This is a genomic window from Paractinoplanes pyxinae (genome assembly GCF_026626335.1).
GTDB classification, from domain to species: domain Bacteria; phylum Actinomycetota; class Actinomycetes; order Mycobacteriales; family Micromonosporaceae; genus Actinoplanes; species Actinoplanes pyxinae.
In genome coordinates this window covers 332,698-346,567 of the sequence record NZ_JAPNTZ010000010.1, presented here as the reverse complement: position 1 = coordinate 346,567, position 13,870 = coordinate 332,698, and the positions used below count along the sequence as shown (strand labels likewise).

The 13,870-nt window shown below is 71.0% G+C and carries 15 protein-coding genes and 1 other RNA gene; 7 read left to right on the top strand and 9 right to left on the bottom strand.

Annotation, left to right across the window (positions count from 1 at the left end):
* Positions 1-42 precede the first annotated feature (42 nt).
* From OWR29_RS28860 to OWR29_RS28850, 3 genes are all read right to left on the bottom strand, one after another.
* A complete protein-coding gene (locus tag OWR29_RS28860) occupies positions 43-1,731 on the bottom strand; it encodes a hypothetical protein (RefSeq protein WP_267566408.1) in 1,689 nt (562 codons plus the stop codon).
* 135 nt (positions 1,732-1,866) lie between these two features.
* Positions 1,867-2,070 carry a hypothetical protein gene (locus tag OWR29_RS28855; protein ID WP_267566407.1) on the bottom strand — a complete coding sequence of 68 codons (204 nt, stop codon included), beginning with the start codon at positions 2,068-2,070 and terminating at the stop codon, positions 1,867-1,869.
* Positions 2,071-2,212: 142 nt separating this feature from the next.
* Positions 2,213-3,235: an aspartate-semialdehyde dehydrogenase gene (locus OWR29_RS28850; protein ID WP_267566406.1), complete on the bottom strand. Its 1,023-nt coding sequence runs from the start codon at positions 3,233-3,235 to the stop codon at positions 2,213-2,215.
* Positions 3,236-3,347: 112 nt separating this feature from the next.
* On the opposite strand from OWR29_RS28850, the gene OWR29_RS28845 reads away from it, so the two are divergent.
* Positions 3,348-4,145: a class I SAM-dependent methyltransferase gene (locus tag OWR29_RS28845; protein ID WP_267566405.1), complete on the top strand. Its 798-nt coding sequence runs from the start codon at positions 3,348-3,350 to the stop codon at positions 4,143-4,145.
* On the opposite strand, the gene OWR29_RS28840 is transcribed toward OWR29_RS28845, so the two are convergent.
* The 3 genes from OWR29_RS28840 to OWR29_RS28830 are packed head-to-tail and all read right to left on the bottom strand — an operon-like array spanning position 4,142 to position 6,851.
* A complete protein-coding gene (locus OWR29_RS28840) occupies positions 4,142-4,744 on the bottom strand; it encodes a M15 family metallopeptidase (protein WP_267566404.1) in 603 nt (200 codons plus the stop codon). The genes OWR29_RS28845 and OWR29_RS28840 overlap by 4 nt on opposite strands.
* 37 nt (positions 4,745-4,781) lie before the next feature.
* On the bottom strand, positions 4,782-5,915 hold the full coding sequence (locus tag OWR29_RS28835; protein ID WP_267566403.1) for an ABC transporter permease: 1,134 nt from the start codon (positions 5,913-5,915) through the stop codon (positions 4,782-4,784).
* 45 nt (positions 5,916-5,960) lie between these two features.
* Positions 5,961-6,851 (bottom strand): LysR family transcriptional regulator, encoded by an 891-nt coding sequence (locus tag OWR29_RS28830; protein ID WP_267566402.1) that lies wholly within the window; start codon positions 6,849-6,851, stop codon positions 5,961-5,963.
* 66 nt (positions 6,852-6,917) lie between these two features.
* On the opposite strand from OWR29_RS28830, the gene OWR29_RS28825 reads away from it, so the two are divergent.
* The 6 genes from OWR29_RS28825 to OWR29_RS28800 all read left to right on the top strand — a co-directional run bounded on the left by OWR29_RS28825 (position 6,918) and on the right by OWR29_RS28800 (position 12,433).
* Positions 6,918-8,141 carry an MFS transporter gene (locus OWR29_RS28825; RefSeq protein ID WP_267566401.1) on the top strand — a complete coding sequence of 408 codons (1,224 nt, stop codon included), beginning with the start codon at positions 6,918-6,920 and terminating at the stop codon, positions 8,139-8,141.
* A gap of 16 nt (positions 8,142-8,157) precedes the next feature.
* Positions 8,158-8,586 carry a MarR family winged helix-turn-helix transcriptional regulator gene (locus tag OWR29_RS28820; protein ID WP_267566400.1) on the top strand — a complete coding sequence of 143 codons (429 nt, stop codon included), beginning with the start codon at positions 8,158-8,160 and terminating at the stop codon, positions 8,584-8,586.
* Positions 8,587-8,888: 302 nt separating this feature from the next.
* A complete protein-coding gene (locus OWR29_RS28815; protein WP_267566399.1) occupies positions 8,889-9,953 on the top strand; it encodes a type I glyceraldehyde-3-phosphate dehydrogenase in 1,065 nt (354 codons plus the stop codon).
* An 11-nt stretch (positions 9,954-9,964) separates the two neighbouring features.
* Positions 9,965-10,879, top strand: a complete 915-nt coding sequence (locus tag OWR29_RS28810) for a threonine/serine dehydratase (protein WP_438872667.1) — start codon at positions 9,965-9,967, stop codon at positions 10,877-10,879.
* Positions 10,876-11,508: a uridine kinase family protein gene (locus OWR29_RS28805; protein WP_267566398.1), complete on the top strand. Its 633-nt coding sequence runs from the start codon at positions 10,876-10,878 to the stop codon at positions 11,506-11,508. Before OWR29_RS28810 ends, OWR29_RS28805 begins: the two co-directional genes overlap by 4 nt.
* A gap of 1 nt (position 11,509) precedes the next feature.
* On the top strand, positions 11,510-12,433 hold the full coding sequence (locus OWR29_RS28800; protein WP_267566397.1) for a phosphotransferase family protein: 924 nt from the start codon (positions 11,510-11,512) through the stop codon (positions 12,431-12,433).
* Positions 12,434-12,467: 34 nt separating this feature from the next.
* Here the strand turns inward: OWR29_RS28800 and OWR29_RS28795 are convergent, their stop codons facing one another.
* The 3 genes from OWR29_RS28795 to rnpB all read right to left on the bottom strand — a co-directional run bounded on the left by OWR29_RS28795 (position 12,468) and on the right by rnpB (position 13,829).
* Entirely contained in the window at positions 12,468-12,905 is a 438-nt protein-coding gene (locus OWR29_RS28795; protein ID WP_267566396.1) for a hypothetical protein, read from the bottom strand.
* A gap of 174 nt (positions 12,906-13,079) precedes the next feature.
* Complete coding sequence (locus OWR29_RS28790; protein WP_267566395.1) at positions 13,080-13,376, bottom strand: hypothetical protein; 297 nt, start codon at positions 13,374-13,376, stop codon at positions 13,080-13,082.
* Between the two features lie 52 nt (positions 13,377-13,428).
* Positions 13,429-13,829: RNase P RNA component class A (rnpB, locus tag OWR29_RS28785), an RNA gene on the bottom strand.
* Positions 13,830-13,870: the final 41 nt, after the last annotated feature.

Sequence of the window (13,870 nt, the reverse complement as noted above, 5' to 3'; positions counted from 1 at the left end):
GGCCGCGCCGGACGGCGCGACCCCTCGACGTGCGGTGCTGGTTCAGCGGCTGCGGCGAGCGGCCGTCTTGCGGGCCGGGGCGGGGGCGGCGTCCATCATGTCCGCGGCCGGGGTGTTGCCCAGCGCGGCCTGGCGGGCGGCGGCGGCCGAGCCGGCCCGCTTGACCCGCGCCGCGTTGGTCGACGAGTTCTTCGCGGTGGCGCCGGCCCGCGGGGCGTTGGCCGTGCGGGTGGCCCGGCTGCGGGTCGCCCCGGCCTCGTTGGCCGTGCTGCGCTTGGCCGTCGGCGTGGCCGCGGGCTTGTTGCCACCGCGGGACGCGACCGGACTCAGGCCGGCCACCTTCGCCACCGCCGAGCGGGAGCCGCTCGCCGCGCGCGAGCCGCCGGCCGGGCGGGTGGCCGCGGCGCCCTCGACCGCCGTGCGGCCGAGCGACTTGGTGGGCGCGGCCTTGCGGGCCGTGGTCGCCGTCGCCTTCTTCGCGGGGGCCGCCTTGGCCGTCGACGCCTTCTTGGCCGGGGCCTTCTTGGCGGCGACCTTGGTGGCGGGCGCCTTCTTCGCCGGGGCCGACTTGGCCGCGGTGCTCTTCGCCGCCGTCTTCTTGGCCGCGGTGGCCTTGGTCGCGGTCTTCTTCGCGGCCGTCGCCTTGGTCGCCGTCGCCTTCGCGGCCGTCTTGCTCGCGGTCGCCTTGGTCGCGGTCTTCTTGGCCGCCGTCGCCTTGGTCGCCGTCGCCTTCGTCGCAGCCGTCTTGGTCGCGGTCGCCTTGGCGGCCGTCTTCTTGGCGGCGGCCTTGGCCGGTGCCGCCTTCGACGCCGCCGCGGACTTCGAAGCTGCCGCGCCTTTCGACGCCGCTCCGGCCTTCGACGCGGTCGCCTTCTTGGCCGCCGCCGTCGACTTGGCGCCCTTGGCCGACGTGGCCGCGGCCCGGTTGGCCGACGCCGCCGACGTGCGGTCGGCCGACGCCGTGGCCCGGCCCGTGCCCGACTTCGCGCTGGACGCCGCCGCCTTGTTGGCCGCCGCCGTGGAGCTGCGGTTGTAGCCGGCCTTGGAGCTGGTGGCAGCCGCCTTGTTGGCCGCGGCCGTCGTGTTGCGCGCGGCGGCCGCGCCGGACGCGGTGGCGGCCTTGGCCGCGGAGGTCGCCTTCTTCGCGGCCGAGGTCTTCTTGCTCGCAGTCGTCATCGCACCAGCCTTGGTCGCTGCCGTCTTGGTCGTCGTCTTCTTCGGCGCCGCCTTGGTGGCCGCGGTCTTCTTGGTCACGCTCTTCTTGGGCGCGGCGATGGTCGCCGTCGTCGTGGCCGGACCGGGCTCGGAGGCGGCGGCGGTGCGCCGCGGGGTCACGGGTCGCTTCGCGGTCGGCTTGGCGGCGGCTCGGGAAGCGGCGGGCCGAGCAGCGGCGGCCCGAGCACCGGTCGCCCGCGCGGCGGCGGGCTTGGCCGCGGCGGATCGAGAAGCGGCGGGCCGAGCAGCGGCCGTCGTGGTCCGAGAAGCGGTGGACTTAGCCGCGGCGGCGCGGCCGGCGGCGGGCTTGGCCGCGGCGGGCCGGGCCGCGGTGGCCCGCGCCGTGGTGGCTGTCTTGCGGGCGGGCGCGGCCGACCGGGCGGGCGCGGCCGACTTGGCGGGCACGGCCGACTTGGCGGACGCCGACGACTTCGTGGACTGGCTTGACCCCGTACGCGAAATGCGGTTTTTGTCCGCCGTGGTGGCGAAACGAGGGGCCTTTTTGGCAGCGGCCATCTGGGTGTTTCCTCCTTGCGAATGACTGCGCGAATGGCTGCGGGCTCGTCTCCGCACGGAGACTGCGACGTTCGGTAAGAGAACGATCGATTGCGAAGCTGGAGGCGGCGTGGACTCAGGAAGCCGGCGCCCCGGTCAGCTGACCTCCCCGTTCCAGCGGGCATCCTCGGCGTCCCAGTCCGCGTTGCGCTTCTCGACCGTCTCGAGGGCATGCGAAGCTTCGTCGGCCGTGGCGTAGGGGCCAAGTCGGTATTGAGCAGGACAGATGTCGTCGCCGCTCTCGACTCGATGGTGGCGGAGGCACCAGAAGTAGCCGCCGCCGGACCCACTGTCGCTCATGCAATCACTCTGCACCTCAAACCGACCATCCGCCACCGATTCGGGCAAAAAGTCCTAGATTTCCACATTGGAGGATGAGGCGAGGGCAACAAAAACCGCCCCGGCCGGACAGCCGGGGCGGTTTCGCGGTACGCGCGTGAGGTCAGAGCGAGGCGGCCACCAGCTCGGCCACCTGGACGGCGTTGAGCGCCGCACCCTTGCGCAGATTGTCGTTCGAGACGAACAGCGCCAGACCGTTGTCGACCGTCTCGTCGGCGCGGATGCGGCCCACGTAGGACGGATCGCGACCGGCCGCCTGGAGCGGGGTCGGCACGTCGGACAGCTCGACGCCGGGCGCGTTCGCCAGCAGCTCGCGGGCCCGGGCCGGGGTGATCGGGCGGGCGAAGCGGGCGTTGATCTGCAGCGAGTGGCCGGTGAAGACCGGGACCCGTACGCAGGTGCCGGAGACGAGCAGCGACGGCAGATCGAGAATTTTGCGGCTCTCGTTGCGCAGCTTCTGCTCCTCGTCGGTCTCGTCGCGGCCGTCGTCGACGATCGAGCCGGCCAGCGGCAGCACGTTGAACGCGATCGGCCGGGCGAACGAGCGGGGGGCCGGGAACTCCACGGCGGACCCGTCGTGGGTCAGCTCGGTGGCGCGGTCGGCGACCTTCTTCACCTGTTCGTCGAGCTCGCTCACGCCGGCCAGCCCGGCCCCGCTGACGGCCTGGTAGGTGGTGGCGACCAGCGCGACCAGCCCGGCCTCGTCGTGCAGCGGGCGCAGCACCGGCATGGCGGCCATGGTGGTGCAGTTGGGGTTGGCGATGATGCCCTTGGGCCGGTTGTGCACGGCGTCCGGGTTGACCTCGCTGACGACCAGCGGCACCTCGGGGTCCATGCGCCAGGCCGAGGAGTTGTCGATGACCACGGCGCCGGCCTCGGCCACCCGCGGGGCCAGTTCTTTGGAGCTGCCCTTGCCGGCCGAGAACAGGACGATGTCGAGGCCGCTGTAGTCGGCGGTCGACGCGTCCTCGACCGTCACTTCGCTGTCACCCCACGGCAGGGTGCGGCCCGCGCTGCGGGCGGACGCGAAGAGACGGAGCTGACCCAACGGAAACTCGCGCTCGGCCAGGATGCGCCGCATGACGCCGCCCACCTGTCCCGTCGCGCCCACAATGCCGATCCTCATGGCGACAAAAGTACGGCTTGATCTGCGTACGGAGAAATCAGTTACTCGTCCGTGTTCCACATGACGAGAAAGTTGTCCCACATTAGGGGACGGCGGGCATAGCGTCGGGGACATGGCGACGTACACCCACGGTCATCACGAATCGGTCTTGCGCTCACACCGCTGGCGCACCGCAGAGAATTCGGCGGAGTACCTGCTGCCGCATCTTTCCTCCGGCGTGACGGTGCTCGACATCGGCTGCGGTCCCGGCACGATCACCGGCGACTTCGCGAGCCTCGTCACCCCGGCCCGGGTGACCGCCCTGGAGGTGACGGAGGACGCGCTGAACCTGGCCCGGGCCGAGATCGCCCGGCGCGGGCTCACCAACGTCGACTTCGCCGTCGGCGACGTGCACCGCCTCGACTTCGCCGACGACACGTTCGACGTTGTGCACGCCCATCAGGTGCTGCAGCACGTCGGCGACCCGGTGGCCGCCTTGCGCGAGATGCGCCGCGTCACCAGGCCGGGCGGCATCATCGGTGTCCGCGACAGCGACTACGCGGCCTTCACCTGGTATCCGCAACTGCCCGCGCTCGACGAGTGGCTCGACCTGTATCAGCGGGTGGCCCGGGGCAACGGCGGCGAGCCCGACGCCGGGCGCCGGCTGCTGGCCTGGGCCCACGCGGCCGGGCTGACCGACGTGACGGCGACGTCGAGCACGTGGTGCTTCGCGACCCCGGCCGATCGTCAGTGGTGGGGCGGCATGTGGGCCGACCGGATCCTGAAGTCGCAGATGGCGGACACGGCCGAGCGCACCGGCGCCGCCACCCGCGACGACCTGACCCGCATCTCGGCCGCCTGGCAGCAGTGGGCCGCCGACCCGGACGGCTGGATGTCACTGCTGCACGGGGAGATCGTGGCCAGGGTCTAGGCGGACTTGGGCTTGAACTCCCAGTGCCAGGGCTCGCGCGGGACGTTCTCGGAGAAGCCGTACTTCTCGGCGTTCGCCCGCATCCACGTCTGCGCCTTGGAGTTCAGGTCGAGGTCGGTGGCCATGCCCCAGCCGTGCTCGCTGGTGCCGGGCTTGGCCGCCAGCCCGCCCTGGGAGTAGAGGCCCTTGCGCCGGGCCAGATCGACCTGTTCGGCGTACGGGCGGTAGGAGTCGGTGATGCCGATGTGCACGCCTTCGCGCTTGGCATCGGCGATCATCCGGTTCAGCGACTCGGCGGCCGGCGCCCACAGCTTGTGCCGGGTGGTGCCCACCTGCTCGAGCGCGGCCGCCGGGATGCGCCCGTTGCCGTACGAGGCCAGTTCGGTCGGGATGCCCTTGCTGTTCAGCGAGTAGGACTTATTGGCGGTGGAAGTCTGCGCGACCGCGTTCTCCAGCGCGTTCGCGAAGGTGCCGCCCTCGGCGCCCGAGGCCGATGTGGCCGGCTGCTGCTGCACGTTGCGGCCGGCTTGTTGCGTCTGCAGCGCGATCATGCGGCTCTGGATGTCCGCGATCCGCGAGCCCACTCTCTCGATTCCCACGAACTCCTGTTCGGCACCCGCGCGGAAACCTGAGTGGCTACAGAAGGTTCACAGGTTCTCGTCGTTCCGCGCCCTCGAGGCGGTGGGCCAGGTCGAGTTCGACCTCGGAGGTCTGGTTGCGGCGGTTGGGCAGCATGTTGGTGATCAGCACGACCGCGGCGCCGATGCCGGCGTACAGGCCCAGCACGATCAGATGGTGGCTGATCTCGGCGGCGGGAAAGTACAAATTGTCCCGTACGGCTTGGACCCCGGCCCCCGTGGGCAGATTCCCGCCGAGCACGCGCCCGAAGGCGGGCAGGAACTCGGGCAGGATGCTGGCTCCCGAGATGACAGTGCCGAGCGTGAAGTACAACGCGCCGATCACCGCGCCGGGCGCACCGAAGATCGCCACCGCGCCGGCCGTGGACGCCGTGATGGCCAGCGAGATCAGCGAGAAGATGGCCAGCATCTCGCCCCGGTCGGCGGTGACGCCCACGCCGAACCAGCCCATCGACCACAGCACCACGGCGGCCGAGGCCACCGCGTAGACGATCAACGTACTCACATGCGCGATGCCGCGGCGCCAGGAGCGACGGGTGCGCGGGATGAGACGGCCGAGCCCCATCGAAGCCACTGTTCCGCCGAGCGCGAGGGCCTGGCTGAGGAAGCCGAGCGAGACGCCGTTGACGTCGTCGTCGGGCAGCGGCACCACGTCGGTGATCGGCGGCGGCGAGTTGAGCTGCTGGGCCCGCGAGACGGCGATGCGCTCGGCCGACTTGGCCAGCTGGGCCAGCGTCGCGGCCGTCTGCTGCTGCACGACAGTGGTGAAGGTGGTGCGCAACAGGTTGGCCGCGGCCGGACCGGCGGCCGAGGCCACATAGAGGTGCGGCTGGGTGCCGGTGATGTCGACCCCGCCGTACACGTCGCGGCGTTTGATGGCGATCTCGAGGTCGTCCGCCGTCGCGTAGTCGGTGACCTTGAAATAGCCCCGCTGGGTGAGCAGGCCCGCCACCTGGGCCCGGTCGTCCGCGGCCGAGACCAGGCCCACCGGCACGTCGCGGGGTTGCGCCTTGTGTCCCATGCCGAGGTAGTACGCGGTCAGGCCGAGCTGGACGAGCACGCCGATCACGCAGACGGCCAGCGCGAAGCGCCGGAACCGCAGCACCGACTCGGCCGGTTGTTGCTCTGTCACTCTTGCAGCTTTACGGACGAAAAGCAGTCATGGGACCGTTTCGGGCTAACCGACCTTTTCGTCGATGAGGGCGAGAAGGGCCCGGGCCGCGGCGCTCGGCCTGCGCAGGGCGGACACGGCCAGCCCGAGGGGCCATTCCAGGTCGGCGCCGGCCACGTCCCGGATCACCAGGCCCGTACGGTCGTCGGGCACCACGAACGGGGGCAGGATGGCCACCCCGAGGCCTTCCCGCACGAAGCTCGCGCCGGTCGCGATGTCGGTGACCTCGATCGCGACGTGCCGCTGCACCCCGGCGTCGGCGAACGCCTTGTCGATCACCGTGCGGTTGCCGTAGCCGGCCGGGAAGTCGACGAACGGCTCGCCGGCCAGGTCGGCCACCCGCACCTCGGCCAGGTCGGCCAGCCGATGTCCCGCGGGCAGCACCAGTTCGAGCCGCCGGGCGCCGACCGGCCGCACCCGGATGCCGGCCGGCGGGCGGCCCGGGGCCGAGACGATGGCCAGGTCGAGCGTGCCGTCGGCGAGCCAGTCGAGCAGACCCACCGAGCCGCGCGGCGAGACGTGCAGCCGCAGGCCGACGTTCGGGTGCTCGCGGTGGAAGGCGCCCAGCAGGGCCGGCACGTCGATCAGGCCGACCGAGGTCAGCGTGCCGATGCGCACCGTTCCCCGCAGGCCGCCGCGCACCTCGTCGACCGCGTCCCGGGCCTCGCGGACGGCGTCCAGCGCGGCCCGTGCCCGCGGCAGCAGCGCCTGACCGGCGTCGGTCAGCTCGACCCGCTTGGAGGTGCGGTCGAGCAGGCGGGCGCCCAGCTCGCGTTCCATCGCCTTGATCACCGCCGAGACGCCGGACTGGACGACGTGCAGGCGGGCCGCGGCCCGGGTGAAGTTGCGTTCCTCGGCGACGGCGACGAAGTACTCGAAGTGGCGCAGTTCCAGCACGATTCGTGATTGTAGTCAGCATCGATCATCGTTGGTGTTGATGATCGGGCGACGCACTCTCAAGCCATGACCGTCTTGACCCCGCTCCGGGCTCCGGAGAAGCAAATCGGCTCGCCGCGCCACGGCCGTGGCTTCTGGCTGATCGCCGCCGTCTATCTCGTCGCGCTCGCCTTCTCGACCGTGCCGACCCCGCTCTACCCGCTCTACCAGCGCGCGGACGGCTTCTCCGCGTTCACCGTCACCGTGGTCTTCGCCGTGTACGCGATCGGGGTGATCACCAGCCTGCTGCTCGCCGGGCACGTCTCCGACTGGACCGGGCGCCACCGCGTCCTGCAGGCCTCGCTCGGGCTGGAACTCCTGGCGGGCGTGCTGTTCCTCACCTGGACGGCGCTGCCGGGGCTGATCGTCGCCCGGTTCCTGACCGGGCTGGGCGTCGGCATGCTCACCGCGACCGCCACGGCGTACCTGCTGGAACTGCACAAGGCACACCGGCCCGAAGCAGCCGGGACGCGGTTCGGGGTGGTGTCGTCGGCCGCCAACCTGGGCGGGCTTGGCGCCGGCACGCTGGTCGCGGGCGCGCTGGCCCAGTTCGTCACCTCTCCCCTGCGTACGCCGTACGTCGTCTTCTTGTTCCTGCTGGCGCTCAGCGTCGTCGCCGTCGCGGCCGCGCCCGAGACGGTGACCGCGCCCGCCGTCCGGCCGAGGTACCGGCCTCAGGGCGTGCGGATCGCCGGTCACAAGCGCACCGTGCTGGTCGCCACCGCCTCGGCCTTCGCCGCGTTCGCCGTGTTCGGGCTGTTCACCTCGCTCGCGCCCAGCTTCGTGGCCGGCGCCCTGCACTACCCGAGCCGCCTGCTGGCCGGCGTGACCGTGTTCGTCGTCTTCGGCGCGGGCGCCGCCAGCCAGGCCCTGAGCGGACGGCTCACCCCGCGCACCCGGTTCGTCAGCGGTCTGGCCGCGCAGGCGGCGGGTCTGATCGTCCTGGCCACGGGCATGGAGGCCGCGTCGCTCCCGCTGTTCCTGATCGGCGGCGCGATCGCCGGGGCCGGAGCGGGCATCCTGTTCAAGTCGGCGGTCGGCACGATCGCGGCCGGCGCCCCGGCCCACCAGCGCGGCGAAAGCCTGGCCGGGCTGTTCCTCATCGCGTACCTCGGCCTCGTCGGGCCGGTGCTGGGGCTGGGCCTGGCCGGTCAGTACGTGGCCGCGACGACCTCCATGCTGTGGTTCACCGGGATCCTGCTCACTCTGCTCGGCGCGGTCCTCACCGTGGATCGTTGGGGCACCAACTAATCGCTACGCTGAAGGGATGGCCGATGACCCCCTCGAACTGGAGCGCCAGGTGTGCTTCGCCCTGTCGGTGGCCTCACGCAGCGTGGTGGCGCTCTACCGCCCGCTGCTCGAGCCGATGGGCCTGACCCACCCGCAGTACCTGGTGATGCTCGCCCTCTGGCAGAACGCGCCGCTGTCCGTCCGTGATCTCAGCCGGCTGCTCCAGCTCGACCCGGGCACCCTCTCGCCGCTGCTCAAGAGACTCGAGGCCATCGGGTACGTCGACCGCCAGCGCGACCCCGGCGACGAGCGCAGCCTCGCGGTGACCCTGACCGACCGGGGGCGCGCCCTGCGGGCCGAAGCCGAAAAGATCCCGCCCGCGATCGTCGCCCGATTGGGTATGCCAATCGAGGAACTGGAGTCGTTGCACGGGGCACTCACTCGGGTGATTGCGGCCAGCCATTGATCGATTCCCGGAAAACGCGCCCGAGGGGGATGAATTGTTTCACACGAATCCTCACTGGCCGATTTACGCAGACCTCGTCCGAAAGGCGCAGACCCCGTTGTCCGCGGCCGGGCGAAAAGCAGCAGGTGGACCGGCACGAAGACGATCGTGGATACCGGAGCCGACCGTCGATCATGGACAGGTGTGACGCTCCGTGCGTTGACGTGCAAGTTGCACGACTCATAGTGTCGGGGATGTAACCCCGGGTGTCTGGTGACCCGGGCGCGCGGGAGCAGCGTCGGATCGGCCGAGGAGAACGTTCGATGAGTGTCACGATCGGCATCAACGGATTCGGGCGGATCGGCCGCAGCCTGGCGCGCATAGTCGCCGCGTCACCCGATCTCGGCGTATCCATTGCCGCCGTCAACGACCTCGCCTCGACCGAGAAAATGGCCTACGGGCTGCGCCGCGACAGCATTCGCGGCGCATTTCCGGGCACCGTCACGGCCCGCGCCGATCATTTGGTGGTCAATGACCATGCCATCCGCGCGTTCCACCATGAACGGCCCGAACGCATTCCGTGGGCCGACGCCGGGGTGGACGTCGTGGTCGAGGCCACCGGCCGGTTCCGGGCCGGCACGCTGGCCCGCACGCACATCACCCACGGCGGCGCCCGCAAGGTCGTGATCAGCGCGTCGGCCGACGAGCCGGACGCGTTCCTGATGTTCGGGGCCAACCACACCACGTACGACCCGGAGCAGCACGACGTCGTCTCCCCCGGCTCGTGCGGCGTGAACGCGCTGACCGTCATGGCCAAGGTGCTGCTCGACCGGTTCGGGTTGCACAGCGTGAACACGTCGGTGGTGCTGGCCACCCAGGGCTGGCAGAAGGCGCAGGACTCGGTGATCGGCACCTCGCGCGAGGACCCGCGCCTGGGCCGGGCCACCGGCGAGAGCATCATTCCGCACAACTACGTGGTCGGTGACCTGGTGCGGGTGGCGCTGCCCGAGATCGGCGAGATGCGCTACAGCTACTACTGCGTGCCCACCCCGATCGGCTCGCTGGCCGAACTCTCCGGCACGACCGACCGCCCGGTCAGCGTCGAAGAGGTCAACCGGGCCATGGCCGAGGCCGCCGCCGGCCCGCTGCGCCGAGTGCTGGCGTACGACCCCGACCCCACCGTCTCGATCGACGTCAAGAACAACCCGGCGTCGTGCCTGTTCGACCCGTCCGGCACGCAGACCACGGCCGACGGCGGGGTCAAGGTGCGCGGCTGGTTCGACAACGAGTGGGGCTTCTCGAACCGATTACTCGACCTCGCCCGTCTGGTCGGTGAACGCACCCCCGCTCCCATGACGTCGCGGCGCATGAGCTGGAGCATCGCCTAGAGTTCAAGGCGATGATTATCGAGACTTCTGCGGTACGGGCGGCGTCTTCCCGCCTGGAGGGCCGGGTGCGCCGGACGCCGGTCATGCAGGCGGACGACAACCTCTGGTTCAAGCTCGAGCAGGTGCAGCACGCGGGCTCGTTCAAGACGCGCGGCATGGTCAACCAGATCCTGGCCGCTCCGGCCGTGCCGGTGGCGGGCATCGTCGCCGCCTCGGGTGGCAACGCCGGGCTGGCCGCGGCCTACGCGGCGCGCGAGTTGGGCGTACCGGCCGAAGTTTTTGTTCCGGTGACAGCGCCGGCCGTGAAGGTCGCCAAGCTGGGCAAGCTGGGCGCCCGGGTGGTGCAGGTCGGCAACGAGTACGCCGAGGCCTACGCCGCCGCCGTCGTCGCGGCACGGGATTCCGGCGCGCTCTTCTGCCACGCCTACGACGACCCGAACATGGTCGCCGGCAACGGGACGCTGGGCCTGGAACTGCTCGACCAGATCCCGTCCGGCTTCGACACCGTGCTGGTCGCGGTGGGCGGGGGCGGCCTGATCGCCGGGGTCATCGCCGCGCTGGAACCGGCGGTGCGCGTGGTCGCGGTCGAGCCGGTGACGGCGTCGGCCCTGCACTCGGCGCTGGCCGCGGGCGAACCGGTCGACGTCCCGGTGTCGGGCGTCGCGGCCGATTCGCTCGGCGCCCGGCGCGTGGGCCGGATCGCGTACGAGATGGCAGTCGCTCATCGGACGCCGTCGGTGCTGGTCGACGATCAGGCCATCGTGGACGCCCGCCGCCGTCTGTGGGACGACTACCGCCTGGCCGTCGAGCACGGCACGGCCGCCGCCTACGCCGCCCTGACGTCGGGCGCCTACGTGCCGGCCGAGGGCGAGCGGGTCGTCGTGCTGCTGTGCGGCGCCAACACGAACCCGGCCGACTTGGCATGAACCTCGGGCCCGGCGAACCGGAGGGCGGCCCCTGGACGGTCGATCCGCTCGACGCGTTCGCCCGCTCGCTGGCCGGGGCCCGGGTCATCGCCGTCGACGGCCGCGGCGGAAGCGGCAAGACGGTCCTGGCCGCCCGCTTGGCCTCTCTGCTGGAGCAGGCAACCGTGGTGCATTCCGACGACGTGGCCTGGAACCATTCCCGCTTCGGCTGGGACGACCTGATGCTCGACGGCATCCTGACGCCCTTCCGGCGCGGCGACCCGGTGCGCTACCGCCTGCCGGCCTGGGAACGCCTGGGCCGCGAAGGCCACATCGTTGTCCCCGCCGGCACCACAACGCTGATCATCGAGGGCGTCGGAGTCTCCCGCCGTTCCCTGGCCCCCCACGTCGACGTAGCCATCTGGGTCCAGTCCGACTACGAAGAGGCGAAAGCCAGAGGCATCCGCCGAGACATAGCCACCGAGGGCCGAACGGAAGCCGGCGCCCTGCAGAACTGGGACGAATGGGAGGCCGAAGAGGTCCCGTTCCTCCTCGACGACCGCCCCTGGGACAGAGCCGACATCCTCGTCAGCACCTCCATCCCCCACGACCCCGACACCGAGGTGGTCACCTCGAGGCCACGGCCCTGAAGTGGATCTCTCGCGGCTCGGCACTCCCCTCGGCCCGATGATCCGGATCGGCGGCGGGTACGCCAACCGGATGTACCGGCTCGACACCGATCAGGGGTCGTTCGCCGTGAAGGAGCTGAACGTCCTCGACCGCCGCTCGGCCTATGACGCCGAGGCGGTGTTCCGGTTCGAGCGGGCGGCCTTCGAAGCCGGCATCCCGATGCCCGAGCCGATCTCGGCGAGTGACGACATGCTGGTTCATCGGTGGGCCGAGGGCGAGAAGATCCCAGAAGCGCCAGTGCCTCCGGCGTACGCCTTCGAGATCGGCGAGATCCTGGCGCGCCTCCACGCACTCGACGTCCCGTGGACCGAAGAAGCGGTCGAGGAACCGGTGGCACGCGACTGGCCCGAGCTGGCCGAGCGGGCCACGGCGACCGGCCAGCCGTGGGCCGCCGAACTCACCGCCCAGGTCGAGACGTTCCTGGCGATCGCCCACTTCGTCGACACCTGCGAGCGGCCGGGCCCGGTCGTGCTGACCCACCGCGACATCCAGCCGTGGAACCTGCTCGCCCGAGAGGGCCGCCCGGTGCTACTCGACTGGGAACTCTCTGGCCTGCTCGACCTGTCCGGCGAACTCGGTTCGACCGCGCTGAGCCTGGCCAAAGGCCCCGGCTTCGACGACATCCGACCCGCCATTTTCCGTACGGTCCTCGACGGCTACGAAGCCGCCGGTGGAGCACTACCCCCACCCGGCCCGAGCTGGTTCGTGTACCTGATCGGCGGCCGGCTCAGCCACGTCCGGTGGAACATCCTCCGCTGCCTCGCCGGTGTCGAGCAGTCCACCGGCCCCGAGCTGGCCCTGTCCCACGACATCGCCCGCAACGGCGTGCGCGGCCTCCCCGACCTGCTCGACCGGCTCCCACACCTCCAGGCCCTACTTGCATAGGACGGCGACGGACGAGTCGGCCCTTTCTGTCGGATCACCCGCCGGCGAGCAGGTGCGCGGTGGGCGCGTAGTCGATCTTCCAGTCGCTGTAGACGCCAAGAGTGCCGTCGGTGAGGCAGCGCAGGCCCACGCTGATCCACCGGACCTCGTCGTCGGTGGTCATGGCGAAGCCGACCGCGACGGCGAACGTCTCGCCTCCGCAGGGACAGGCGCACTCGCCGAGTTCGGCGCCGTCCAGTTGATCACTGCTGTCGGCGAGGGGCTCCGTCGTCCCGCAGCCGAGGCAGATCGTCAGTGCGCAACCCTGCTCGTCGTCCACGAGAACGCGGAAGGAACCTTGCTGACACTGGCGGCAGGTGACTTCCTTGACGTGCTGGACGGGGTAGCCGCCGGCCCGGTACTCACGGAGGTATGCGGTGAGGTCATCGAGGCTGTCACCGCGCCACACCCCACCGGTCTTCTTGATCGTCACAACTCGCTCCCGGCGCGCTGAGCAGGATGAGGACTTCCCGAGGAATGTAGCGCTCGAGGCAGTGCACGATCTCGGTTTTCGGCTTGCCTACGGGCGGCGCATACGGACCGCGGTGACGCGCCCGAGGCCGTGTCGCGCCGCTTCGGGGTGCCAAGTGGCCGACGCCGACCAGTTTCACGGGCTGACGCGGTCCGCCGCGGTCCTCCGGCGCGTCGCGCTGGTCATCCGACGTGCGAGGACGAGCACGAAGGCCAGCGACAGCCCCGCGGCGTTGCCGATCAGCTGTTCGAGGCCGGGCCGGTCGCGGGCCGGATCGGCCCGGTGCAGCGCGAAAGCCAGCCACACCAGCGTGAGGCTGGAGGCCAGCAGCACCCCGGTGTAGAGCGAGATCACCACCGGCTCGTCGCCGTACTCGCCAACCATCTCGGCGTCTTTCGGGTCGTCCTCATTGTGCTGCTCGGCGACCGCCACTCAGGCGTCAGGATTGTCAAGCCCACAACGACCACCATGACCAGGTGGGCGACGGACGAGTCAGCCTGTACGCCGGATTCTGTCCTGGCGACCGGAGGTCGCCATGGGCGGTCATCCATCTCGGCCGGCCGTTGCCGGCTCGGCTCTTGCGGCCTACCCGCAAGCTCGGGCGAGCCGCCCTCGAACGCTTGCGCCGGCCACGACCTTGCGGCTGTGGCCTTGCTTGGCCTTGCTCCGGGTGGGGTTTACCTAGCCACCCCGGTCGCCCGGGGTGCTGGTGAGCTCTTACCTCACCGTTTCACCCTTACCGGCCCTAGGGCCGGCGGTCTGTTCTCTGTGGCACTGTCCCGCGGGTCGCCCCGGGTTGCCGTTAACAACCACCCTGCTCTGCGGAGTCCGGACGTTCCTCGGCGGCACCCCTGGGGGCGCCGACGCGACCGCCTGGCCGACTCGTCCGTCGCGCCTTCCATCGTACGGGGCCGTAGTTTGGACCT

What these genes read in the sequence shown, in the direction of transcription:
- OWR29_RS28815 (WP_267566399.1), top strand. Translation starts at nt 8,889, where the DNA reads ATGAGTGTCACGATCGGCATCAACGGATTCGGGCGGATCGGCCGCAGC.
- OWR29_RS28855 (WP_267566407.1), bottom strand. Translation starts at nt 2,070, where the DNA reads ATGAGCGACAGTGGGTCCGGCGGCGGCTACTTCTGGTGCCTCCGCCAC.
- OWR29_RS28810 (WP_438872667.1), top strand. Translation starts at nt 9,965, where the DNA reads ATGATTATCGAGACTTCTGCGGTACGGGCGGCGTCTTCCCGCCTGGAG.
- OWR29_RS28845 (WP_267566405.1), top strand. Translation starts at nt 3,348, where the DNA reads ATGGCGACGTACACCCACGGTCATCACGAATCGGTCTTGCGCTCACAC.
- OWR29_RS28825 (WP_267566401.1), top strand. Translation starts at nt 6,918, where the DNA reads ATGACCGTCTTGACCCCGCTCCGGGCTCCGGAGAAGCAAATCGGCTCG.
- OWR29_RS28805 (WP_267566398.1), top strand. Translation starts at nt 10,876, where the DNA reads ATGAACCTCGGGCCCGGCGAACCGGAGGGCGGCCCCTGGACGGTCGAT.
- OWR29_RS28820 (WP_267566400.1), top strand. Translation starts at nt 8,158, where the DNA reads ATGGCCGATGACCCCCTCGAACTGGAGCGCCAGGTGTGCTTCGCCCTG.
- OWR29_RS28860 (WP_267566408.1), bottom strand. Translation starts at nt 1,731, where the DNA reads ATGGCCGCTGCCAAAAAGGCCCCTCGTTTCGCCACCACGGCGGACAAA.
- OWR29_RS28850 (WP_267566406.1), bottom strand. Translation starts at nt 3,235, where the DNA reads ATGAGGATCGGCATTGTGGGCGCGACGGGACAGGTGGGCGGCGTCATG.